Annotated in this window: 19 protein-coding genes and 1 pseudogene; 19 read left to right on the plus strand and 1 reads right to left on the minus strand. The window is 31.2% G+C overall.

Features of this window, described 5'->3' with window-relative positions; genetic code table 11:
- Nucleotides 1-20: 20 nt before the first annotated feature.
- The 9 genes and pseudogenes from GKF99_RS07825 to GKF99_RS07865 all read left to right on the plus strand — a co-directional run bounded on the left by GKF99_RS07825 (nt 21) and on the right by GKF99_RS07865 (nt 10,724).
- Nucleotides 21-953 (plus strand): ABC transporter permease, encoded by a 933-nt coding sequence (locus tag GKF99_RS07825; RefSeq protein ID WP_154273078.1) that lies wholly within the window; start codon nt 21-23, stop codon nt 951-953.
- Nucleotides 953-1,729 carry an ABC transporter permease gene (locus GKF99_RS07830; RefSeq protein ID WP_154273079.1) on the plus strand — a complete coding sequence of 259 codons (777 nt, stop codon included), beginning with the start codon at nt 953-955 and terminating at the stop codon, nt 1,727-1,729. Before GKF99_RS07825 ends, GKF99_RS07830 begins: the two co-directional genes overlap by 1 nt.
- A 4-nt stretch (nt 1,730-1,733) precedes the next feature.
- Nucleotides 1,734-2,516: an ATP-binding cassette domain-containing protein gene (locus GKF99_RS07835; RefSeq protein WP_154273080.1), complete on the plus strand. Its 783-nt coding sequence runs from the start codon at nt 1,734-1,736 to the stop codon at nt 2,514-2,516.
- Nucleotides 2,498-3,208, plus strand: coding sequence for a dipeptide/oligopeptide/nickel ABC transporter ATP-binding protein (locus tag GKF99_RS07840; RefSeq protein WP_154273081.1), 711 nt, complete (start codon nt 2,498-2,500; stop codon nt 3,206-3,208). Before GKF99_RS07835 ends, GKF99_RS07840 begins: the two co-directional genes overlap by 19 nt.
- A 2-nt stretch (nt 3,209-3,210) precedes the next feature.
- Nucleotides 3,211-4,845, plus strand: coding sequence for an ABC transporter substrate-binding protein (locus GKF99_RS07845; RefSeq protein WP_154273082.1), 1,635 nt, complete (start codon nt 3,211-3,213; stop codon nt 4,843-4,845).
- Nucleotides 4,846-4,945: 100 nt separating this feature from the next.
- Nucleotides 4,946-6,667, plus strand: a complete 1,722-nt coding sequence (locus tag GKF99_RS07850; RefSeq protein WP_154273095.1) for an ABC transporter ATP-binding protein — start codon at nt 4,946-4,948, stop codon at nt 6,665-6,667.
- Nucleotides 6,660-8,396: an ABC transporter ATP-binding protein gene (locus GKF99_RS07855; protein ID WP_154273094.1), complete on the plus strand. Its 1,737-nt coding sequence runs from the start codon at nt 6,660-6,662 to the stop codon at nt 8,394-8,396. Before GKF99_RS07850 ends, GKF99_RS07855 begins: the two co-directional genes overlap by 8 nt.
- Nucleotides 8,397-8,415: 19 nt before the next feature.
- Nucleotides 8,416-9,148, plus strand: a pseudogene (locus tag GKF99_RS07860) (hypothetical protein); the annotation flags it as partial.
- A gap of 406 nt (nt 9,149-9,554) precedes the next feature.
- Nucleotides 9,555-10,724, plus strand: coding sequence for an IS256 family transposase (locus GKF99_RS07865; protein WP_172976440.1), 1,170 nt, complete (start codon nt 9,555-9,557; stop codon nt 10,722-10,724).
- Nucleotides 10,725-11,156: 432 nt separating this feature from the next.
- On the opposite strand, the gene GKF99_RS07870 is transcribed toward GKF99_RS07865, so the two are convergent.
- Entirely contained in the window at nt 11,157-12,149 is a 993-nt protein-coding gene (locus tag GKF99_RS07870; RefSeq protein WP_154273084.1) for an AraC family transcriptional regulator, read from the minus strand.
- Between the two features lie 160 nt (nt 12,150-12,309).
- Between GKF99_RS07870 and GKF99_RS07875 the strand changes: the two genes are divergently transcribed.
- The 10 genes from GKF99_RS07875 (at nt 12,310) to GKF99_RS07920 (ending at nt 24,078) form a co-directional block, all read left to right on the plus strand.
- Complete coding sequence (locus GKF99_RS07875; protein ID WP_154273085.1) at nt 12,310-14,064, plus strand: ABC transporter ATP-binding protein; 1,755 nt, start codon at nt 12,310-12,312, stop codon at nt 14,062-14,064.
- Nucleotides 14,048-15,769, plus strand: coding sequence for an ABC transporter ATP-binding protein (locus GKF99_RS07880; protein WP_154273086.1), 1,722 nt, complete (start codon nt 14,048-14,050; stop codon nt 15,767-15,769). The genes GKF99_RS07875 and GKF99_RS07880 overlap by 17 nt, the downstream gene beginning before the upstream one ends.
- 11 nt (nt 15,770-15,780) lie before the next feature.
- A complete protein-coding gene (locus GKF99_RS07885; RefSeq protein WP_154273087.1) occupies nt 15,781-17,124 on the plus strand; it encodes an MATE family efflux transporter in 1,344 nt (447 codons plus the stop codon).
- 59 nt (nt 17,125-17,183) lie between these two features.
- On the plus strand, nt 17,184-17,768 hold the full coding sequence (locus GKF99_RS07890; RefSeq protein WP_154273088.1) for an MptD family putative ECF transporter S component: 585 nt from the start codon (nt 17,184-17,186) through the stop codon (nt 17,766-17,768).
- Nucleotides 17,768-18,457 carry an energy-coupling factor transporter transmembrane component T gene (locus GKF99_RS07895; RefSeq protein WP_154273089.1) on the plus strand — a complete coding sequence of 230 codons (690 nt, stop codon included), beginning with the start codon at nt 17,768-17,770 and terminating at the stop codon, nt 18,455-18,457. Before GKF99_RS07890 ends, GKF99_RS07895 begins: the two co-directional genes overlap by 1 nt.
- Nucleotides 18,451-19,815, plus strand: coding sequence for an ABC transporter ATP-binding protein (locus tag GKF99_RS07900; protein ID WP_154273090.1), 1,365 nt, complete (start codon nt 18,451-18,453; stop codon nt 19,813-19,815). The genes GKF99_RS07895 and GKF99_RS07900 overlap by 7 nt, the downstream gene beginning before the upstream one ends.
- Before the next feature lie 204 nt (nt 19,816-20,019).
- Nucleotides 20,020-20,634 (plus strand): hypothetical protein, encoded by a 615-nt coding sequence (locus tag GKF99_RS07905; RefSeq protein ID WP_154273091.1) that lies wholly within the window; start codon nt 20,020-20,022, stop codon nt 20,632-20,634.
- A gap of 401 nt (nt 20,635-21,035) precedes the next feature.
- Nucleotides 21,036-22,637: a ribosomal protection-like ABC-F family protein gene (gene abc-f, locus GKF99_RS07910; protein WP_154273092.1), complete on the plus strand. Its 1,602-nt coding sequence runs from the start codon at nt 21,036-21,038 to the stop codon at nt 22,635-22,637.
- Between the two features lie 110 nt (nt 22,638-22,747).
- Nucleotides 22,748-23,284 (plus strand): TIGR00730 family Rossman fold protein, encoded by a 537-nt coding sequence (locus tag GKF99_RS07915; RefSeq protein ID WP_154272131.1) that lies wholly within the window; start codon nt 22,748-22,750, stop codon nt 23,282-23,284.
- A 44-nt stretch (nt 23,285-23,328) separates the two neighbouring features.
- Nucleotides 23,329-24,078 (plus strand): nucleoside phosphorylase, encoded by a 750-nt coding sequence (locus GKF99_RS07920; RefSeq protein ID WP_154273093.1) that lies wholly within the window; start codon nt 23,329-23,331, stop codon nt 24,076-24,078.
- Nucleotides 24,079-24,262 lie beyond the last annotated feature (184 nt).

Consider the following 24,262-nt stretch of genomic DNA (forward strand, 5'->3'; position numbering starts at 1 on the left):
TCTTAAATTATGGTATAAAGATGAATACAAAAAAGACATTTTTAAAAAAATTTTATGAGCTAATAATTACATTATTAATTGTTAGTGTTTTATCATTTGTTTTAATGAAATTATCTCCCGTCGATCCAGCCACTGCATATGCTAAAAGACATATCGGAAGTCCATCACCTGAGCAAATTGAAGAAGTAAGAATAAGATTTGGTTTTGACAAACCTGTATATAAGCAATATTTTAACTGGATTAAAAATCTTTTTTCTCTAGACTTAGGACAGTCTTTAAGCAATGGTAAACCAGTCTGGGATAATATAATGTTGGCGTTGCCAAAAACTTTATCTGTTGTTTTCTTTTCCGCAATATTGCAGGTAATTTTGGTTTTATCTTTGGGATGTATTACTTTCTTATGGAAGAGCAAGATAATCAATAAGCTTATAAATCTTTTATGCCTTATTGGTGTTTCAATTCCTAGCTTTTATATTGCTATTATCTTACTTGATATATTTGCAGTAAAGTGGGATTTGCTATCAGTAGCAGGTAATATTGGCATTACAAACTATCTACTTCCTGCAATAACTTTAGGGATATTTGGGGCTTCTTTTTATTATCCACTATTTAAAGATGCTTTAGACAAAGAGAATGGTGAATATTATATTATGTTTTTTAGAGCAAATGGTCTAAAGGAATTTACTTTGTTCGTGAAACATATATTGCCAAACTCAATAGTAAAGTTAATTCCAAATTTCTTTCAGAGTATTGGACTTATGATTGCAAATGTGGCAATAGTTGAGGGAGTTTTTTCTATTCCAGGATTTGGATATTTGATTGTAAATTCTGTAATAAATCGTGATGCAACGATGATTCATGGGTTGGTTTTCTTTCTAGCATTATTTATTGCACTTGCTAATATAATATCAGATTTGATAAACGATCTTTTGATAAAGGAAAGGGGAGATTAATGAAAATAAACAAAAGGACATTATTTGCTTTCCTAGTGATTTTATTTATATTTTTTGGAAGTTTTTTTGCCCCTAATGATCCCTTAGAAGTTAATCTTCCCCTTAGATTTGCAAATCCAAGTTCTAAGTATCTTTTGGGAAATGATAGCATGGGTAGGTGCGTTTTATCGAGAATACTGTACGGGGGGAAAACTACATTATTTATGGTTATGACGGCATCAATTATTGTTTTTACTTTAGGTTTGCTTTTAGGTACACTAACGTCAAAAGTTACCATGAAAAAGAATGTAATAGTAGATTCGATTATTAATGCTGTAACGGCTATACCACCAATTGCTTATTTAATCATATTTATAGCATCTTGGGGAAATGGAATAAAAACTACATTGATCGCTTTGGTTGTTTCATATATATTGAGATTTTTAAGACTTGTTAGAACTCAAATAAATATTGAATATGATAAAGCTTATTGCACTTGTATGATTTCACTTGGTGCTTCAAAGACTAGGTTGGTTCTAGTTCATATACTACCAAATATATTATTAGATTTAGTTCATTATATTTGTTTGTCCTGTGCGGATATGATTTTAGCAATTACTGGTTTTTCATTTATAGGAATTGGACTTGGAGAAAATGTTGTAGAGTGGGGTTCTATGATTTTAGAAGCGAGAGATTCTATATTTATTAAGCCAGAACTCATAATTTACCCGATTTTTGCAGTTTTTATTACTACAATGTCTTTTAATATTATTGCAAAAGAAGCGAATAGAAGGTGAAGATATGATTTTGGTTAATCAATTACAAGTTACAGATAAAAAAGGAAACAATCTTTTAAATAATATTTCTCTTAGAATCCCTATGGGAAAAATTATTGGTCTCACTGGACCCAGTGGTGCTGGGAAGACTACATTAGTAAACACAATACTTGGGATTTTATCAGAGGATTTAAAAGTAAGTTCTGGAACTATTACTATAGATGATTTCGATATATTGGGAAAAGACAATATCAATAGCAACAATAGAAACATCGCTTTTATTCCTCAACTTCCCATGATTTCTTTTGACAAAAGAAAAAAGATAAAAAGTCAAATGGTTGAAATATATATTGCTAATCTTAATATAAATAAATCAGAAGCATTAAGTATAGCAAAAGATAAGCTCAAAAGCGTCAATCTTGAATATGAAAGAGTTTTAGATTCATATCCAACTGAACTCTCTGGAGGCATGATTCAGCGTGTTATTTTAGCGATATCTATGGGACTAAATACTGATTATATAATTGCTGATGAACCAACATCAGCCTTAGACAATTATAACTCATCATTATTTTTTGAATTGATTAAAGCAAATTTCAAAGGCAAAGGAATTTTGTTAATAACACACGATGCCGAAATTCTTAAAAAATATAGCGACTGCATCTATGTGATAGAAAATGGGTGTGTTATAGAAAAGGGGAGTAGTAAAGATATATTTGAAAGTCCTAAAGAGGAATGGACAAGAAAATTTGTTGAATGTAGTCAGAAGATATTAGATTCTGGAGGTGAATGGGAGTGGACGAAATAGCTATGAGTAACGTTAGTCTTTCTTTTGAAACAGTAAAGGGGACATTTAAAGCTCTAGATCAAATTTCCTTTTCACTTAAAAGGGGAGATAACTTAAGTTTAATTGGTGAAAGCGGATCTGGTAAAAGCACCATTGCAAAAGCATTAATAGGATTAGAAAGAATAGATGAAGGATCTATACTCTATGATTCTGTAGATATCTCAAAATTAAAATTAAAAAAAATAAGAAAATATAGAAAAAATATCCAGTCTGTTTTCCAGGATACATCTGGTACTTTAAATCCTGGTATAAGCACTTTTAAAAATTTGGAAGAAGGGCTTATTAATTTAACAAACTTGTCGAAAAAGGAAAGAAAGGAAAAGGTGTTATTATTTTGCGAGGATTTACATTTAAAAAAGGAAATATTAGATGTGCCCGTTCACCAACTATCTGGAGGCGAGCAAAGAAGATTGTCGCTCATAAGAGCCCTTATTGTTAATCCTGATTTTTTAATACTAGATGAGGTTACGGCTGGGCTTGACTTATTGACGATTGAAAAAGTACTAAACTTACTTTTTTATTATCAATCTAAGCATAGTATTTCTTATATTTTTATCACTCATGATATAAATCAAGCAAAACAGATTTCAGATTATATCATAGAGATAAAGAAAGGAAAAATATTGAGAGAAGGAAAATTGCAAAGGAGATAGAAATGATCAAACTTAGAAAAAATATGATGGTTTTATTGGCACTTGTATTTAGTTTTTCAATTTTACTAGGAGGTTGCCAAAAGAATCAAGAAAAAGCACAAGAAAATTCAAATGTAGCAAGTGAAAACACAAAAGATGAAAGCAAGAAGGTTTTAACCTTATGTACTGCTAAAGAACTGACAAACCTTACGACTTTAACAATGAATAAGGAAAATAATATGGCTTGTGGTTTAATTTACGAAACCCTAGTAGCTTATGAAAACGGTGAAATTGTACCAAAACTTGCTGAAAGCTTTGAATATAAAGATGGTGGCAAAACTTTAGTCTTTAAATTAAAGGATGGGGTAAAGTTTTCAGATGGTGAAGATTTTAATGCTGATGCAGTAAAAAAGATATTAGATTTTGATAAGTCTAACCCTAATTTTGCAGGCATTAGGGCTGTTGCAGAGATAAAATCAACAGAAGTTATTGATGATAATACGATTGCTGTTCACTATGAAAATCCGTCTAAATTTTATATAAATGGCTTTTGTTTCCAAAATGTATTGGGGATGCCATCTCCAAAGTCATTTACTGAGGGAAACTTTGAGACATTTAACGAAAATATAGGAACAGGTCCTTATGTACAAGAAGAATTTAAATCTGGAGAATATACAAAATTTGTTAGAAATGAAAATTATCATGGGGAAAAACCTTATTATGATGAAGTTATTGTCAAATATATTCCCGATGCTTCCTCAAGACTTCAAGCCTTAAATAAGGGGGAAATAGATTTAATTTATGGAGCAGATTTAATAAATTATGATGACTTCAAAAAAGGTTCTGAAATTAAGGATGTTACTGGAGAAGTCAATAAAAATAGGACTTTGACTAAGAATCTAATTTTAAATCCAAGTAAAAAAGAATTAGAAGATTTAAAAGTTCGTCAAGCAATTAATTATGCAATTAACAAAAAAGACATTGTCGACAGTTTAACATACTCACATGAAGATGTAGCTGAAACTTTATTCCCTAAAGATGTAGCTTATTGTGATGCAAATTATCCAACTAATTATAGTTATGCTCCTGAAAAGGCAAATAGCTTGCTAGATGAAGCGGGTTGGAAACTCAATAAAGATACAGGAATTAGAGAAAAGGATGGAAGTCCATTAAAGCTTCAATATGTTTACTGGTCAGATTTAGTACTTGCTAAGGAAACTGCACTTGCAATAAAGACGCAATTAAAAGAAGTAGGTATAGATGTTGACCTAGTTGAAAAAGATCAAATGTCATGGTGGACAGATGGTATAAAGGGAGAATTCCATTTGACAACCTGGAATACAGAGGGTTCTTATACTGAACCTCATAAGTTCTTACAAGAATCAATCACTGAAATGGATCCACATTTGATGCCGTTAAAAGCACTTTCTGATTCAAACATATATATTGATGCAATAAAGAAGGCTTCCACTTCTACAAACGAAGGGGAGATTAAAGATAATATACAAAAAGCTATAGTATATTCAAACGAAAACGCTATGGATTTGCCTCTTTCTTATTCAAAAGAAATGATTTTGTATAGGAATGACAAAATTGGTGGATATGATTTTACAAGTACACCACAATTTTTCAATATTTATAATGTAAAAGCTAAATGAGAATAGGTTAATAAATTGAATTTAAGGCAGGTCTATCTATAAAGTAGTGAATGGATAGACCTATCTTATTATTACGAAGTTTTATTAAGGAGGGGATTTGATGGATCTAATAAAACAATATGTAAAAAAGAGAAAAGGCTCATATTTTATGTCAATCTTACTGGCAATAATTGGAGTATTGGCTGGGCTTTTTTCTTATATTTTTATGGCGAAAATTATTGTGAATTTGATTAATGGCATAAGGGATATGAGCTTATACACTCCACTTTGCATAAGTATTTTAATAACATTTGTTATTAAAGAAGTGGCAGCAGGAATATCAACAAGTATTTCTCATACGGCAACCTTTAATTCATTAGGAGAAATTAGAAATGATATTTCCAAAAAATTATTTAAGATGCCATTGGGAGATGTACTATCAAGATCATCTGGAGAATTAAAAAATATTATAGTTGAGCAAGTTGATTCTATGGAAACATCCCTTGCCCACTTAGTGCCAGAATTTACTGCAAACTTAGTAGGACCTGTTCTATTATTTATTTATATGTTTACCTTAGATTGGCGATTGACCTTGCTATCACTAATTCCATTTGTGGTGGGAATGGCTACCATGATGTCTGTTATGAATGCTCATTATAAAGAAATGTTTGGAAAGTCAGTTGCCATTGGTCAACATATGAATAATTCCATTGTTGAGTATATAAATGGGATAGAAGTAATAAAGACATTTAATCAAAGCGAATCATCTTATAAAAAATATGCTGATGCAGTTTATGACAATGCAAGCTTTTATTATAACTGGATGGGTGAATCTATGAATAGGGTTGCCATAGGTAGATTACTTTCTCCTATGGGAATTATTACCATCATACCTTTTGGGATTTTATTTTATATAAATGGAAGTATTGATTTAGGAAATTTAATTACCTTAATCGTCTTATCCTTTGCTACAGTTTCTAGCATTTTAAAAATCATGAACTATATGGATGATATGTCAAGAATATCAACTATAACTTCTGAAATAGGAAAAATTTTAGATTCAAGAGAGTTAGAAAATATTGACAAGGGAGAAAAAATAGAATCCTATAATATAGAACTTCAAGACGTAGACTTTTCTTACGATGGAAAAAAGAAAGTCATTGATAATCTTTCTATGGAAATAAAAGAATCTAATGTTTCAGCCCTCGTTGGTCCTTCTGGGTCAGGTAAGTCCACAATAGCAAAACTCATTGCTGGATTTTGGAATGTAGATAAGGGATCTATTAAAATTGGCGGAGTAGAAACAAAAGATGTGTCGCTCGAAAATTTGTCTTCACTTATTTCTTTTGTATCCCAAGACAATTTCCTCTTTGATATGACTATAAAGGAAAATATTAGGCTTGGAAATAAGAATGCCTCTGACGAAGAAATCATAGAGGTATGTAAAAAATCTGCCTGCCATGATTTTATTATGAATCTATCTAATGGTTATGATACAAGAGTTGGTGAAGGTGGAGGTCATCTGTCTGGAGGAGAAAGACAAAGAATATCTATTGCTCGTGCCATGCTAAAGAATGCACCAATCGTAATTCTAGATGAAGCAACTTCTTATATAGATCCTGAAAATGAAGCTCTCATACAAAACGCCTTGGCAAATCTAGTTAAGGGTAAAACTTTAATCATAATCGCTCATAGGTTAAAGACAATTGTTGATGCAGATAGGATATTTGTTATAAAAGATGGCAAATTAAATTCTTATGGTAGTCATGAAGAACTATTAAAGTCATCAGAACTTTATAAGGAAATGTATGCTGCAAATTTAAGGGGTGATGAAAATGCTTAATGTGTTTAAAAAGATATGGAATTTTTCAAAAGAAGAACAGGTATATATTAAGAAATCTATTCTCGCTGGATTTTTGCACGCAGTATTTAATGCCCTTGAGTTTGGAGCAATTTACTATATGCTGGTAAATATATTTTCTAAAACTTTAGATTATAAGGCTATCTTTGTTTGTCTTGGAATATTAGTTATATCCCTTGTTGGAAAGATAATGACACAAAAATCATCACAAATGGCACAAACACACGCTGGATATTTTATGGCAGCTCATAAGAGGATAGAAATAGGAGAAAAAATAAAAAGAGTTCCTATGGGTTTCTTTTCAAGCTTTTCACTAGGAAGATTAACTACTATTGCTACATCTTCACTTTCCCAAGCAGAAATGTGGGTGCCTATGCTTTTGGTTCTTGTACTTGGTGGAGTTTTAAATACTCTAGTCTTTGTCCTTGGAACTTTAATTTTTAACGTAAAGGTAGGACTGGTTGCTGTAGCAGGTGTAATAGTATTCTTTATAGTTACATCAATGATGGAGAAAAAATCATCAGCTAATGCAGACAAGATGACAGAAACACAAACAAGACTTACAAAAGAAGTATTAGCAACTTTACAAGGTATGCAGATTATAAAATCCTATAATCTTGGTGGAGAAAATAACAGGGCTTTAAGAAAGTCTATAAAAGATACATCAAATATACTTTTAGATTTAGAAATATCTGTAGCACCATACACAGTAATTCAAAGAATTGTAATGGGAATAACAACAGTAGCTATGGTCTATGTATCATTAAAATTAAATTTATCTGGTGAACTTCCACTTGCTGAAACAATTCTTATGATTATGGCATCATTTATTATCTTTGAAGGATTAATCGGGGCAGGATCAAACATGGCAATCCTAAGAGCTTGCGAAAATGCCATAGATTCTGTAGGTTTTATCGACTCTATGCCTGATATGAGAGAAGGAAGTATTACAGAGCCTATAAAAAATCATGATATAGTCTTTAAAAATATTTCTTTCTCCTATGATGACAGACCAATTTTAAAAAATGTATCAGCAGAGATAAAAGAAAATACCATGACTGCCATAGTTGGTCCATCTGGATCTGGTAAAACAACATTTTGTAATCTCATAGCAAGATTTTGGGATGTAAATTCTGGAGAAATTTTAATAGGTGGAAAGAATATTAAGGACTATATGATAGAAAACTTAATGAATTCTATTTCCATGGTCTTTCAAGACGTCTATCTCTTTGAAGATACAATTGAAAACAATATAAAATTTGGAAAACAAAATGCATGCCATGAAGAAGTTGTAGAAGCTGCAAAAAAAGCAAGATGTCATGAATTTATAGAAGCTTTACCAGAAGGATATAACACTATCATCGGAGAAGGTGGAGCAAGTCTATCTGGTGGAGAAAAACAAAGAATCTCAATAGCTAGAGCCATGCTAAAAGATGCGGACATCATAATCTTTGATGAAGCCACAGCAAGTATAGATCCAGAAAATGAAGATAAGCTTAAAGAAGCAATAGAATCATTAACAAAAAATAAGACAGTAATAATGATTGCCCACAGACTAAAGACAATAAGAAATGCAAATCAGATTATAGTCTTAAAAGATGGAGAAATAGTAGAACGTGGAAATCACGAAGAACTGATTAAAAATAATGGGCTTTATTCTGATCTTATCAATGCAAAAGCTAAGGCGGAATCATGGAAATTAAATAATTAATATAAAAGAAATATTTAAAGTCTTTGAATAAGAAAATATAGATACTTTGACAATGAATGGAGAATTACTATTAACAATATTAAGTTCAGTAGCTCAACAAGAAGTAGAAAATAACTCAGCCCATGTAAAAAAGGATTGAAAATGAAAATGGAAAAGGGGGAGCTTATTGGTTTTCAAGGTTGCCTTAGTTATGATTATGACCCTACAACAAAAAGTATCTTTATAAAAGAAGAAATAAATGATAATACTTTAGTCAAAGATTTGAAAAAGTTAGAAAACCAATTAAATAGAATCATTAGTCAAGAAAGAAAGTTAGTTGATCTTCATTTAGAAGATAATATAGATGAAGAAGTTTATACTAAAAAGTATAAAAACTTACAAAACAAAAAGAAGAATTACTTGATGAAAAGAAAACACTGGAACTAACAATAAAAGATGAAAGTTTTATTAAAGAAAGACTAAAGCAATTTAAAAAGATCTTAGAGAATAGAGAAATTATAGAGGAATTTAACAGAATAGTATTTGAAAGCATAGTTGAAAAAGTTGTGGTAGGCAGAATTGACAAAGAAGGAACAGTCCATCCATATGACTTAACATCCTATTTCAAAACAGGAGTAAAAGATAGTCTAGATTCAAATAATTTCAAAGATAAAAGAAAAAATGCCAAAGACAATGATATTGATAAATTGTGCTCCCACAAGAATGACGAGGATAAAAAATTATGTTCCCAAGTAAAAGGCAACGCACGTTGAAGCCCTAGCCCTACTTGTCAAGAAGCGAAGATACACTGAAAAGTAGAGGCAGGTCTCATGCAAAGATTTCCCAGGAGAAGCGACCGAATAGGAAGCTTTGATTGGCAGAAATCGACTGCTGAAGCTGTAGCGTTAATACAAAAGATGTAAATTTAGAAATCCTGCATTTTAAGCAGTTTTATAAGCATTTTGTATTTGAAAAAGATAAAGAAGGATATGTAAAAAAGACTCAAAAAAACTACATGGACGTAAGAGTAGTTTTGAGACTAGTATGAGGAAACACAAAAAATACAATTAGAGACTGTGAAATAGTTTGTGTATAGAATCCTCCTGATATAATAATAATCAGGAGGATTTTAAAATGCCAAGAAAAAGACCAGAAACAAGACTCAACAAAATATCCAAGATGTTAATCGAAGAGTATCAACCAGAAACAGTACAAGATCTTCAAGAAGCTTTGAAAGATCTTCTAGGCGATACAATGGAGCAAATGTTAAAAGCAGAGTTAGATGAACATCTAGATTATGAATATGGTGAAAAACCACTGTCATTAAACACAAGAAATGGATCAAGTAAAAAAACAGTTAAATCATCATACGGAAACATAGACCTAAACATCCCACGAGACAGAGAAGGATCCTTTGAGCCACAAGCATTGAAAAAATATCAAAAAGACATATCAAACATAGAAAACCAAATAATATCTATGTATGCAAAAGGGATGACAACAAGAGATATATCAACACACATAAAAGAAATCTATGGATTTGAAATATCAGAATCCATGGTAAGCAAAATAACAAATAAAATACTACCAATTATTGAAGAATGGCAAAATAGACCACTTGAAAAAGTATATCCATTTGTATTTTTAGATGTAATACACTATCATGTAAGAGAAAATAACATAGTAGTAAAAAAAGCAGTATATATAGCACTAGGATACAATACCGAAGGATACAAAGAAATCCTTGGAATGTGGGTAGGAGAAAACGAATCAAGTAAATACTGGCTATTGGTATTAAATCAATTAAAAGAACGAGGATTAGAAGATATATTAATAGTTTCAACAGATAATTTATCGGGATTTAGCCAAGCAATAGAAAGTGTATACCCAAAAACAGAAATCCAAAAATGCGTAATTCATCAAATAAGAAATTCAACAAAATTCGTATCATATAGAGATATAAAAGAGCTAATGAAAGACTTAAAAACAGTATACAAAGCATCAACAGAAAAACTAATACTAAGTAATCTAGATATATTTGAAGAAAAATGGGGCAAAAAATACCCAATGTGTGTGAATTCACGGAGAAACAATTGGGCTGAATTAGCAACATATTTCAAATATCCAGAAGGAATAAGAAAACTAATATATACAACAAATAGCATAGAAAATTTTAATAGACAACTTAGAAAAGTAACAAAAAACAAAACAATATTTCCAAACGACTACGCCCTACAAAAAAGCTTGTATCTAGCAATGGTAGATGCTTCAAGTAAATGGACGAGTAGAATAAGAGGATGGAATCAAATACTGTCACAACTATCAATATTTTTTGAAGGCAGAATCTAAATTTTGCCATCAAAATAATAAAAAATTTGAATCTTTAAATCAAGAGTAAAGGCATAGCCCTGGTCTGACGACCAGCTCTTGACAGAAATCTTCAAATTTTTAAGAAAATCAATTAGGCAAAAAGGGGGATTTTTAGAAAAATCTTGACCTTTTAGTTTAATTGTGCCAAAATTAGGTTACAAATATCTGAACTTTCAGATTTCAGTAATAAAAGTATATTTTTTTAAAAATCAAAAAAATATCAGCTCACAACCTATCAGGAGGAGCTGATACACAAAACTTTTCACATACCCTACAATTAACTCATTTTGTATTTTCTACAAGAGTAGCTTAAATTAGGCTGCTCTTTTTGCTTTTTACCAAATTTATATATACCTATACAAATATCTATAAACTCATATAAGATAAAGGTGTATAAATATAAAAATAATTTTAATCACAATAATCGCATTTTAAATTGAGATGTTTGCAAGCTAAATTACGGACCTCACTAGGAAGTTTTCCTTTATATCTTTTGTAATAAATAGAAAATTTGCTATGGGATGTGTATCCAACAGATTCTGCAATTTCCTTTATAGGTAGATCGGTATTTAAGAGAAGAGTCTCAGCCACATTCATTCTTTTTCTTTGAGTGTATTCTGTAATGCTTTGACGATATTTTTCTTTGAACAAATTTTTTAATTTGGTTCCACTCATTTTAGATATTTTTTCAAGGGTTTCTTGATTTACATTCATGGCGAAATGATCATCTAAGAATCTTGCTACATCTTCAAGTGCTTTATTATCATCAGACTCAATTTTATATTTCTTCCTATTTAAGTAGGTATCTATTACTATACTCACCCATTCATTTGCTTTGGCTTTAAAGAAAAAATCTGCGGCAGGGGCATCCATCTTGCAATTCAAGATTTCCATTGCCACTTTTTCTAGGGCCTTTGTAAGTATAATTTGATTAGTTTGAAATAAGTTCGAATAAAAAGATTCTGGATCAATATTAATGGATGATAGGTGCTTTTCCAAAAGTTCTCTTTTAAAGCCTATAGAAACAGCAAGATAATAGCAGTTCTCGTGTAATAAAAATAGGAAGTCATCTTTTATATTATCAAAATCAAGAGTACATAAAGAGTTTGCGGTAAGCGTTTGATACGGACTGAATTTCTCCCCGTTTGCGCTGACTATGTAGCTTGTGTATATTGAAACATAGTCTGAGATATTATAAGTACTTTCTTTAATTAATTCTTCACTTATATAAAAGTCATGGATATCAATAATAAATCCATCTCCTTCATAAAACCAATACAAGCCTTCTGCATAAGTTAAATCTTCTTTACTCCAACAAAAAGTGTGTCCTGCGCTTGAATACTTTTTATTGTTTTTACACTCATCTACTTTCATATAATCTTTTACAAAATCGTAATATGTCATAATACACCTATCCCTTTTAGACAATATTCCAATTAGCCTTATTATTTTAAAACCATTGTATTAGTAATTATAGCCGATGTATAATAAAAACGCAATGATAGCTATTATCAGCTAAGTAAATTTATACCTAAAAGGAACATCAAAGAAAGGGGAGATGATTATGAAGATTTACAAAAAACTATTTGCTTATGTACAGGATAAAAAATATCTTGGGGTTTTAGCTATAGTATTTTCTGCTATATCTGCTGTACTTACGGTATATGGATATTATTTAATCTACAAATTTCTGGATAAGTTAATAATTAATTCAAATTTATCTGGTGCAGAGAGCTTAGCATTAAAATCTGTTATTACACTAACAATTGGAGCGGTATTTTATTTTGTTTCAGGAATGTTTTCACACATCTTGGGATTTAGGCTTGAAACAAATTTGAGGAAAAGAGGGATAGATGGTTTAGAGAAAGCTAGTTTTAGGTTCTTTGACTTGAATCCATCTGGTCAAATAAGAAAGATAATAGATGACAACGCCGCACAAACTCATCAGGTAGTAGCGCACATGATTCCCGATAGCTCGCAAGCAATAATTACACCCATACTTGTACTTGCGCTTGGTTTTATAGTAAGTATAAGAGTTGGCATAACCTTGCTTGCTCTTACAATAATTGGCGGCTTAATTTTAGGGGCAATGATGGGCGAGCAAAAATTTATGAAGATATACCAAGAAGCGCTATCTAAATTAAGTGCAGAGACTGTTGAATACGTTAGAGGAATGCAAGTTGTAAAAATATTTAGAGCAAATGTAGAGTCATTTAAAAGTTTTTACAAGGCGATAAAAGATTACTCAAAGTATGCTTACGATTATTCACTATCTTGTAGAAAACCTTATGTTTTGTATCAATGGCTATTTTTTGGACTGATTGCAATTTTAATTATTCCTATAGTTTATTTTATTGCTAGCTTGGGTAACGCAAAGGTGATTTTACTTGAGCTTATTATGATTTTATTTTTATCAGGAGTTCTCTTCGTTTCATTTATGAGAATGATGTGGTACTCTATGTACATTTCTCAAGGCAATTATGCAGTAGATACTTTAGAGGCGCTTTACGAAGATATGCAAAAAGACAAATTGGTGCATGGCAATGTCAATAATTTTAAAAACTACAATATAGAATTTGAGAATGTTAGCTTTGCTTATAACGATAAAGCTGTCATTGAAAATTTATCCTTTAAATTAGAAGAGGGAAAGTCCTATGCACTAGTCGGTTCATCTGGATCAGGGAAATCTACAGTAGCAAAACTTATATCGGGTTTTTACAATGTTAATGAAGGAAAAATAAAGATAGGTGGGATTCCAATAAGTGAATATTCTGACGAAGCCTTAATTAAAGCTATTTCCTTTGTTTTTCAAGATTCAAAATTATTCAAAAGAAGTATTTATGATAATGTTTTTTTAGCTAATAAAGATGCGACAAGAGATGACGTTATGAGAGCCTTAAAATTAGCAGGATGCGATCTGATATTAGACAAATTCCCAGAAAGAGAAAATACTATCATAGGATCAAAAGGAGTTTATTTATCCGGAGGAGAAAAACAAAGAATTGCAATTGCTAGAGCAATTTTAAAGGATTCCAAAATTATTATTATGGACGAAGCATCAGCATCAATTGACCCAGATAACGAGTTTGAACTACAAAAAGCTTTCAAAAATCTTATGAAGGATAAAACAGTTATCATGATTGCACATAGGTTATCAACAATTAAAGACCTTGATGAAATACTTGTAATGAATAGTGGGAAAATTATAGAAAGAGGCTCTGACAAAAAATTAATGTCAAGAGATACAAGCTATAAGAGACTGCAAGAGATGTTTAACAGTGCGAATGAATGGAGGGTTTCAAATGAAGGAGTTTTATAAAAAAAGATTTGCCCTTACAGATAAGGGAGCGGGAAATTTGACTAAAGCAACACTATCCTCATTTCTTACTTATTGCATAAACATGCTTCCTGCCATTTTACTTATGATTTTTGCTCAGGAAGTTTTGGAAAATATGGGCAAAAGCAAGGGCTTTTATATAGTATTCTCAGCCTTGACCTTGCTAGCAATGTATATTTTGCTTTCTATCGAATACGATAAATTATATAGCACAACCTATCAAGAAAGTGCAGATTTAAGAATAAGGACAGCGGAATATTTATCAAAACTGCCTCTATCATACTTTTCTAAACATGACATTTCCGACCTTTCACAAACAATCATGTCTGATATTGAAGGTATAGAGCATGCAATGAGCCATTCAATACCAAAGGTAGGCGGCATGGCACTCTTCTTCCCGCTTATATCCGTCATGATGCTAATGGGTAATGTCAAGATGGGCTTAGCTGTAATTATTCCATCTCTTTTAAGCTTTATATTCATACCCTTATCTAAAAAATATCAGGTTAAGGGACATAAAAGATATTATGATATTCTAAGAAAAAACTCAGAAAGTTTTCAGGAAAATATAGAAATGCAAATGGAGATTAAAGCATACGGCTTATCAGAGGAAATGAAAGAAAAGCTATATGAAAAAATGGATAAAAGTGAAAAAGTGCACTTAAAAGCGGAAATAACTACAATTTTAACTATGTCTATATCTTCAATATTTAGTTTTATTTCCCTTGCTGTCGTAATATTTGTTGGCGTAAATCTAATTATTAGTAAAGAGATAAGCCCTCTCTATCTTGTAGGCTATTTACTAGCGGCGATAAAGCTAAAAGACTCTCTAGATGCATCTAAAGAGGGCATGATGGAGATATTTTATTTATCGCCTAAAATTGAAAGACTAAAAGAAATTCAAAATCAAAATTTACAGGAAGGCGAAGACTATAATTTGAAAAAATTTGATATTGATCTAAAAGATGTTGAGTTTGCCTACAATAAAGACGCAAAAGTTTTAAATGGGGTAAGCTTTAGAGCTAAGCAGGGAGAGGTTACTGCTTTAGTAGGTGCAAGCGGCTGTGGCAAAACAACTATCTTGAAACTTATATCAAGACTTTATGATTACGACGAGGGAGAAATCCTAATCGACGGCAAAGATATAAAAGAAATATCAACAGAATCTCTTTTTGACAAGGTCTCAATAGTTTTCCAAGATGTAGTTCTCTTTAATCAAAGCGTTATGGAAAATATTAGAATCGGAAAGCAAAATGCAAGTGACGAAGAAGTTAAAAGGGCAGCAAAACTTGCAAACTGCACAGATTTTATAGAAAGGATGGATAAGGGTTTCGATACAGTTATTGGTGAGAACGGCGCTGAGCTATCAGGCGGAGAAAGACAAAGGTTATCAATAGCCAGAGCCTTCTTAAAAGATGCGCCGATATTGATTTTAGATGAGATAGCAGCAAGCCTTGATGTTGACAACGAGAAAAAGATTCAAGAGTCTTTAAATAATTTAGTTAAAGATAAAACTGTTGTCATCATTTCACACAGAATGAAATCCATAGAAAATGCAGACAAGATAGTAGTTCTTAAAAACGGAAAAGTAGAAAGTGAAGGCAAACATGAAGAGCTTTTACAAAAATCAAAAGTTTACAAGAATTTAATAGAAAAAACAAAAATGGCAGAAGAATTTATTTATTGAGGGGATTAAAAATGAAACAAAACATGAAAGAACAGTTGTTAACCAAGAAGCCATTGTCTTTGATGTTTCAACTATCTATACCAGCAGTAATTGGGATGGTAGTTATAGGACTATATCCACTTATGGATGGAATATTTGCTGGACAAATAATTGGTGAGAATGCTATGGCGGCCTGCTCAATAGCTATGCCACTTACATTTTTTAATAATGGGATTGCAACGCTTATAGGGATAGGTTCGGCATCAATTTTATCAAGATCCATGGGAAAGGGTGATAAAGATACAATAGACAAACTTATGGGAAATCTTATCTATTGGGTTATCTTTTTTTCAACGATTATAACAATAGGAGGAATACTTCTAGGACCATATTTTTTAGATTTAGTTGGAGCAACAGGAGAAATAAAGGCATTAGGAATAAGGTATTTAAGAGTAATATTTATAGGTTCAATATTTGTAAACTTTACCCAGTCAGCTAATATGGTAATGCGTGGTGAAGGTCTTATGAAAAGAGCAATGATTATTATGGGACTTGGTGCCTTTATCAATATAGCTCTTGATCCAATACTAATGAAATTAATGGGTGATTATGCCATTGAGGGAGCAGCTATAGCCACTGTAACAGCACAAATAATTCAAGCTGTCATTACTCTTTATTATTTTAAAAATAAAAGTGAAAATGTAAAAATAGGGAAAATAAAAAAAGAAAAAGATATATCAAAGGAAATGTTTGGAGTAGGAGTATCAGCTATGATCATGCAAGTATTTTTCATGGTTCAGCAAACATTGCTTTATAGACAAGCTTTTAAATACGGAGGAGATCCAAATGCAATATTAATGTCAGCAACTTTGAGATTTTATGGGTTTTCATTTATACCAATTTGGGGAATGAGTCAGGGGTTACAGCCGATTATTGGCACAAACTTTGGAGCAAAACAATATAATAGAGTAAAGGAAACTATGAAGATATTTTCTATAGGAGGAACAGTACTTGCAGCAATTTTTTGGTTACCAGCACAAGTATTTTCAAAACAGTTACTTGGTTTATTTAAAGTAAGTCAGGATATAATTTCAAGCGGAGTTAATAATTTCAGAATATTCTATTCAGTATTTATTCTTTATGGAATTATGATTATGACAATAACTTTTTTTCAAGCGATTGGGGATGGGAAAAAAGCTGGAATGATTGTAATGCTAAGGCAGTTAATACTACTTGCTCCAGCCTTACTTATATTGCCAAGAATATTTGGAGCAGGGGCTGTTTGGTGGACAGAACCAGTTGTAGATTTTACTATGATAATGGTAGGTTTAGCAATGCAAGCCAAGGCTCTTTCAAATATGAATGTAAATAATTAAAAATAAAATAATGAGAAAAAACAAAAATACCAGAAGAATTTATTTATTAGGAGGTTAAAATGGATAATAAAAAATTAAAAGTAAAAGATTTAGTAAGCATCGGTGTTTTTGGCGTAATTTATTTCGCCTTGATGTTTGGAATTGGCATGATGGGCATGATTCCGATATTGTTTTTAATATACCCGACAGTATTAGCCATAGTTGCAGGAACTGTAGTTATGTTATTTATGACTAAGGTTCAAAAACCATGGGCGTTATTTATATTCGGTATGATATCACCGCTTGTGATGTTTGCTGCTGGACATACTTATGTAGTTGTAGTTTTATCGCTTATAGTAATGATAATAGCAGAATTAATTAGAAAGATTGGCAATTACAATTCTTTTAAATACAATATGCTTTCTTATGCAATCTTCAGCACATGGATATGTAGCTCTTTAATGCAAATGCTTTTAGCAAAAGAAAAATATTTGAAAATGTCTATTGAAATGATGGGAAAAGATTATGTTGATGCAATGGAAAAACTAATAACATATCCTCACATGGCCTTAGTAGCCTTAGGTGCTTTTCTAGGAGGAATAATTGGAGCATATATAGGCAAGGCTCTATTGAAAAAACACTTTGAAAAAGCAGGCATTGTATAATGCCTACCTTTTCTTCAAATGCTCCCTTTAATCCCAATCCAATAAGTAAGATATTAGTAGTATTTCTTACAGGATTAACTGTTGCGCATAGCATAAACATCCGTTTTGAACTAGCGATTGTTTGTCTTATTGGTATTTTGTTTTATTTGAATGGGTACAAAAAAACACTTTTTAAATGGATAATTTTATGTATAGCATTATATTCTTTACCTAATTTTATGATTCTATCTACACTAAACCCGATACTCAAGATGTTTTTAAGTATACCTATAGTCTTTAGAATGTTTTTATTGCCATTTATGGCAGCTAGTCTTATGATAAAAACATCTGATGTAGGTGCAATAATCTCGTCAATGGATAAGCTTAAAATTCCAAAAAATCTTTCCATACCTATTGCGGTTATGTTTAGATTTTTCCCATCTTTTAAAGAGGAGAAGAAAAACATCAAAATGGCTATGAAGGTAAGAGGGATAAATTTTAAAAATCCAATCAAATATCTTGAATATGTTTCAGTGCCACTACTAATTATATCTTCAAATATTGCAGATGACATTGCAAAAGCGGCAGAAACAAAGGCGATAGAAAATCCAATTGCCAAGACCAGATATATCAGTGTAAAGATACAGCTAATTGATTTTGTTTATGTTATAGCAGTTGCTGGACTTATTGTGGGAGGCTTAATATGGTAAAAATAAAAAATTTAAGTCTTGATTATGGAAAAGAACATATATTGGACGATATATCACTATCCATATCCGAGGGAGAGTGTGTGCTATTTACAGGAAAAAGCGGAAGCGGTAAGTCATCTTTAATAAATTCTATCAACGGACTAGCTGTAAGGTATGATAACGCAAAAACAAAGGGCGAAATAATTATTGATGGTAAAAATATAAAAGAGTTGGAGCTTTATCAAATCTCAATGCTTGTCTCAACTGTTTTTCAAAATCCTAAGACATATTTCTTTAATGTTAATACGACATTAGAATTATTGTTTTATTTAGAAAATATTGGCCTTGCAAGAGAAGAGATGGACAGGCGTTTAAGTGATATGCTTGAGATATTCCCGATAAAAAATCTTTTGAATAGAAATATATTTAATCTATCCGGCGGTGAAAAACAAATTCTTTGCATTGCTGCTTCTTATATAGCGGGCACAAAGATTATAGTTATGGATGAGCCTTCATCAAATTTGGATATTAAAAGCATAAGTGTTTTGACACAAATGCTTAAAACACTAAAAGAAAAAGGCATAAGCATAATTGTAGCAGAGCATAGAATTTATTATTTGATGGACATAGTTGATCGTGTATTTTTGATAGATAAAGGCAAACTTAAAAAAACTTATACAAGAAGTGAATTTTTAAAGTTTGATAAAAATGAATTGAACGCTTTAAGTTTAAGAGATAAAGAATTAAGCGAATTAGAAGTTCCTTATTTAAAAGATGGTGGAGAATATCAGATAAAAAATCTTAGCTACAAATTTACTGATGATGAATATTTAAGTGTAAAAAACATTTCTTTTAAACTTGGTAAAATTTATGGCATAATAGGATCCAATGGACGTGGAAAATCAACGCTTTTTAGATGTTTAATAGGTCTTGAGAAAAAATCAAAAGAAGAAATTTATTTTAAAGGAGAAAAACTATCTAAAAAAGGAAGACTTAAAAATTCTTCACTTGTTATGCAAGACGTAAATCATCAATTATTTACAGATGAAGTATTCAAAGAGCTTAGCCTAGGTGTAAAGAATTTTGATGAAGGAAAGGCGAAAATCATTTTAAAAGATTTAGGTCTGGACGAATTTATTGAAAGGCATCCGATGAGTTTATCAGGAGGACAAAAGCAAAGACTTGCAATAGCGTCCATAATGTGTAAAGACTCTACTTTTATTTACTATGATGAGCCAACTAGTGGGATGGATTATGCTAATATGATAAAAATATCTGAGCTAATCAAAAAATATAGAAATAAAGATAAAATAATTTTTATTGTTTCCCATGATATAGAATTTTTAAATGAAGTGGCAGATGAGATTTTTGAATTGTAAATAGAGCATGAGAGCTAAGTCTATAGAACTGGATGGTGGTTTGAAAAAATTGACAAATCAAGGTAATTACTATATTATATAAGCAACAGTACCCGACACGCCTCTTAAAGCGGTGTAAGTCGGGTCTTTTGATTATAAGGAGTAATAACGTGAAGAAATCGCCATTTATACAAAACTTCAAAGAAAACTATTCAAGGAGAATAAATGAGAATAGATAGAATCAATACATATGATGACAATCGCTTCAGTCAAGAAGCACTATATCAGCACGGTTGCTACATTGTAGATGGCGATGTGCCTGTAGAAATTAAAATCATATCACAGACCGAGGCACTTATAAAAGGAGAAGAAGCATATTTTGACGAGGTCATTGAAGAGTTTCGATTTAATGCAGAGCACATCACAAATTTTTATGATGAAAGTGGTAAGCTTATTAAGAAATTCAAAGACGTGGAGGTTTTTAAGCTTGATCTAGATAAAATCCAGCCGATACAGTTCTTTATAGATAGTGATAAATTAGAGGCAGTTAAGAGCTTTGTCAATAGAGAAGAAGACGTGATTATCCCAGTTACAAAACGCGAAGACACATACACGTCCCTAGATGGGCACACACGCCTCTACCTTGCATATAGCCTTGGATTCAAGTACGTATACGCCTATCTTAGTGAAACCTTCTGTGGATTTGACTATTTCTTTGATGAAGCAAGAAAAAGAAATATATTTACAGCAAAAGACTTGACCTTGCTCACACATGATGACTATACAGTTAAGTGGGATAAGTTTTGCGATGAGTATTATATGAGTATAGAGTGTGAATAGACGAGTGTATTGCTCGTGTAAAATAGTAAATAATATTAAGATAAACTAGTAAAATTCTGAACTGATTTTAGAAATCAAGGACTTGATGGGCTTAAACCAAAACAGAGAGGAAGACCTTCAAGTATGACTAAAGGTTTCAAATCTTTATATATACAAATTCCGCTGAAAAATAAAAGCTGACAAAGAAAAATCTACCGAAAAGATAGATGGAGTTATTGCTATGGTGAGCAATAAGGTGTAAAATGGACAAGTCAATCGGTTTAAGATGATAGAGGGTTTATTGTTTTTTATGGGTATAAATTATTAAATAGTAGTAGGAGGTACAGACAAATGAACAATATATATAGTCTTATAAATAACTAAGAGAGGAAAAATCCTCTCAAAAAAACATAGGAGGATTTATGATATATATACAAAACTTAATAAAAACTTTACCAGATAAAAAACTATTTGAAATTGATAGTTTATCAATAAATGAAAATGATAAGATAGCCTTAATAGGTGACAATGGAACGGGCAAAACTACTCTTTTAAGAATAATATTAGGACTTGATAACGACTATACTGGTCAAGTAAGAGTAGATAGAGATTTAGGATATTTATTAAATTATGATATTCAAGCTAAGAATTTTTCTGATGAAATCTATTCCAAATCTCAGTTAAAGATTGATGACGATTATAGTCCGGGTGAGGAACAAAGATTAAAACTAACAGATATTTTATCAGATAGTTTTAAGTTTATTTTAATAGATGAGCCTACATCTCATTTAGATTTAAAGCAAAAGGAAGAACTTATAGAAAAGCTTAATTCAAGAAAAACAGGATACCTTATAATTTCGCATGATCGTGATTTCATAAATAGAACTTGTAAAAAGATTCTAGAATTAAAGAACGGAAAATTTGAAGAATATAATGGGGACTACAATTTCTATCTTGAAGAAAGAGAAAAAAGACAAAAGTTTCAAGATAAAGAGTATTCGAATTTTATAAAAGAAAAAAGACGACTAGAAAATCTAGCCATAAATATAAAGGAACAATCATCAAAAGTAAGAACCACGCCTAAAAGGATGGGAAATTCAGAAGCAAGACTCCATAAGATGGGTGGTCAAGGAAACAAGAAAAAATTAGACAAACAAGTAAAAGCTGTAGAATCTAGGATAAATCAACTTGATATAAAAGAAAAACCTAAAGAAGAAAAAGAGATACAACTATCCATTCCAGATAATAAACGAATTCATTCTAAAATATTGATAAGAGCGGAAAACATAAATAAAAAGTTTGGAAATAAGGTTTTGTTTGAAAAATCCAACTTCCAAATAAATAACAATTCTAAAATAGCGATAATTGGAGAAAACGGAAGTGGGAAAACTACTCTTTTAAAGATGATTCTTAATAAAGAAAATATATGGGTGCATCCAAATCTTAAGATAGGTTATTTTAGTCAAATGAGTGATATTTTAGAAGAAAATTCCAGCATCTTAAAAAATGTATCAAATACGTCTATATATGATGAAACAATGACAAGAATTGTTCTTGCAAGACTAGGGTTTAAGACTAACGATGTATATAAGATTATAAATGTATTAAGCGATGGAGAAAAAGCTAAGGTAAAATTGGCTAAAATTTTAACATCTGACTTTAATTACCTTATATTTGATGAACCAACAAACTTTTTGGATATAAGAGCAATAGAAAGTTTAGAAAATCTATTGAAATCTTATGATAGACCATTTATTTTTGTAAGTCATGATGAGGAGTTTATAAATAAAATAGCTGATACACTTCTGATTATAGAAAATAAAAGAATCAAAAATTTTAAAGGTAATTTATCACAATACAAAAATAGAAAAAAGAAGACAAAAATTAGCAAGGATAGAGATAGTTTATTACTTGATTTTAGAATATCATCTATCAGTTCTAGACTAGCAATGGAGATACCCAAAGAGGAAAGAGAAAAACTAGAAGAAGAGTATAATAATCTTATTAAAGAAAAAAATAAATAAATTTTAGCATCTTTTATCAATAGGACAATTAATTTGTTTTGGTTGTGTATGCAGTGATATATAAACTAGTATAGATTAGATAAATAGAATTTTGAAGGAGAAAATTTTTAATGAATATCACAGTTTATCTTGGGGCAAACGAAGGAAATGACCCTTGTTTACGAAAAGCAGTTGAACAATTGGGTGCATGGATTGGAAACAGTGGAAATGTACTAGTCTATGGAGGCTCCAAATCTGGTCTGATGGGTGCGATTGCTGACAGTGTTTTGAAGGCTGGTGGTGAAGTTATAGGTGTAGAGACGAAATTTTTTGTCGAAAACGAATTTCAACATGACGGATTAACTAAGTTAATCGTGACCGAGGATATGACAGAACGCAAAAACAAAATGATTGAGCTGGGTGAGGCCTTTATTGCTTTTCCAGGTGGTACGGGAACATTAGAAGAAATCTCAGAAGTAATGTCGAAAGTGTCATTGAAACAGATGAATTCACCTTGCATTATTTACAACCTGAACGGTTACTACAATGATTTGAAAGCATTTCTGAATCATATGATTGAAAAAGGACTTTCTTCCAACAAGAGACAAGAGGGAATTTATTTTGCTGAAAATCTCAACGATATAAAACAAATCTTGAAATTAGTGTAAATCTCGTCAATAGAATTATAAAATCTGAATTTGGAGGAAATAATATGATAATAGATAGTTTTGATAATGAAACAGAGCCACTTATCAGTCTAAAAGACTTTTATGGAGAAAAGAAAAATATTGCAGAAAAATGTTTGATAATATATTCAAAAAGCATAATAGAATATTTGCTTGATAATTTTGAATGCGAAGAAATTGGAAATATAGGATCTGTAAATGGGTCAAGATCAGTATATAAAAGTAGCTTTGAAGGTCAAGAATTTGTATTTTATCTTACTATGATGGGTTCGGCTCTTGCTTCAGGAGGTTGTGTAGAAGTTAATTGGATTACAGGTGCAAATAAATTTATTATGTTTGGATCTTGTGGCAGTCTTGATAAGGAAAAAACTTTTGGAAAGTACATTATACCAACAGAGGCTTATAGAGGTGAGGGAGCATCTTATTACTATGCGGCTCCTTCAGATTATCTTGATATTAAAAACCATGATAAGCTTGAAGAATTTTTTATTAAGGAAAAAGCTCCCTACACTAAGGGAAAAGTCTGGACTACAGATGTTATGCTTCGTGAGACACGCGGACTCGTTTCAAAGAGAAAGGCAGAAGGATGTATAGCAGTAGAAATGGAGCTTGCAGGTGTTCAAGCAGCTTGTGATTTTTATGGATTTGAACTTTATAACTTTCTTGAAGCAGGAGATGTATTAGATGAGAGCTGTTATGAGGTCGAAGGACTCCATAATGCCAACCATGATCTTGGAAAATTGTATTTGGCATTAAAATTTTTAAAAGAAATATAAGATAAACAAATCTAGAGGTTAGTATTGAAATAAATGGTTTTTAGGATTTAAAAGAAATCTTAAAAGCCGTTTTTTATTTAGATAATTTATCATAACAAGTGCAACACAAAATAACTCATAGCTAATCAGCTGTGTTAATATGTAAGTGACCAAACAAAACATATTAAAAGGAGCGATTAACTAT

Source organism: Finegoldia sp. BIOML-A2, from assembly GCF_009678315.1.
Lineage (GTDB): Bacteria > Bacillota > Clostridia > Tissierellales > Peptoniphilaceae > Finegoldia > Finegoldia magna.

Excerpts from the sequence above, each read along its gene's own strand:
- abc-f (WP_154273092.1), top strand. The coding sequence starts at position 21,036 with ATGATATATATACAAAACTTAATAAAAACTTTACCAGATAAAAAACTA.
- GKF99_RS07885 (WP_154273087.1), top strand. The coding sequence starts at position 15,781 with ATGAAACAAAACATGAAAGAACAGTTGTTAACCAAGAAGCCATTGTCT.
- GKF99_RS07870 (WP_154273084.1), bottom strand. The coding sequence starts at position 12,149 with ATGACATATTACGATTTTGTAAAAGATTATATGAAAGTAGATGAGTGT.
- GKF99_RS07895 (WP_154273089.1), top strand. The coding sequence starts at position 17,768 with ATGCCTACCTTTTCTTCAAATGCTCCCTTTAATCCCAATCCAATAAGT.
- GKF99_RS07920 (WP_154273093.1), top strand. The coding sequence starts at position 23,329 with ATGATAATAGATAGTTTTGATAATGAAACAGAGCCACTTATCAGTCTA.
- GKF99_RS07855 (WP_154273094.1), top strand. The coding sequence starts at position 6,660 with ATGCTTAATGTGTTTAAAAAGATATGGAATTTTTCAAAAGAAGAACAG.
- GKF99_RS07850 (WP_154273095.1), top strand. The coding sequence starts at position 4,946 with ATGGATCTAATAAAACAATATGTAAAAAAGAGAAAAGGCTCATATTTT.
- GKF99_RS07875 (WP_154273085.1), top strand. The coding sequence starts at position 12,310 with ATGAAGATTTACAAAAAACTATTTGCTTATGTACAGGATAAAAAATAT.
- GKF99_RS07915 (WP_154272131.1), top strand. The coding sequence starts at position 22,748 with ATGAATATCACAGTTTATCTTGGGGCAAACGAAGGAAATGACCCTTGT.
- GKF99_RS07905 (WP_154273091.1), top strand. The coding sequence starts at position 20,020 with ATGAGAATAGATAGAATCAATACATATGATGACAATCGCTTCAGTCAA.
- GKF99_RS07865 (WP_172976440.1), top strand. The coding sequence starts at position 9,555 with ATGTTAATCGAAGAGTATCAACCAGAAACAGTACAAGATCTTCAAGAA.
- GKF99_RS07840 (WP_154273081.1), top strand. The coding sequence starts at position 2,498 with ATGGGAGTGGACGAAATAGCTATGAGTAACGTTAGTCTTTCTTTTGAA.
- GKF99_RS07830 (WP_154273079.1), top strand. The coding sequence starts at position 953 with ATGAAAATAAACAAAAGGACATTATTTGCTTTCCTAGTGATTTTATTT.
- GKF99_RS07900 (WP_154273090.1), top strand. The coding sequence starts at position 18,451 with ATGGTAAAAATAAAAAATTTAAGTCTTGATTATGGAAAAGAACATATA.
- GKF99_RS07825 (WP_154273078.1), top strand. The coding sequence starts at position 21 with ATGAATACAAAAAAGACATTTTTAAAAAAATTTTATGAGCTAATAATT.
- GKF99_RS07835 (WP_154273080.1), top strand. The coding sequence starts at position 1,734 with ATGATTTTGGTTAATCAATTACAAGTTACAGATAAAAAAGGAAACAAT.
- GKF99_RS07845 (WP_154273082.1), top strand. The coding sequence starts at position 3,211 with ATGATCAAACTTAGAAAAAATATGATGGTTTTATTGGCACTTGTATTT.
- GKF99_RS07890 (WP_154273088.1), top strand. The coding sequence starts at position 17,184 with ATGGATAATAAAAAATTAAAAGTAAAAGATTTAGTAAGCATCGGTGTT.
- GKF99_RS07880 (WP_154273086.1), top strand. The coding sequence starts at position 14,048 with ATGAAGGAGTTTTATAAAAAAAGATTTGCCCTTACAGATAAGGGAGCG.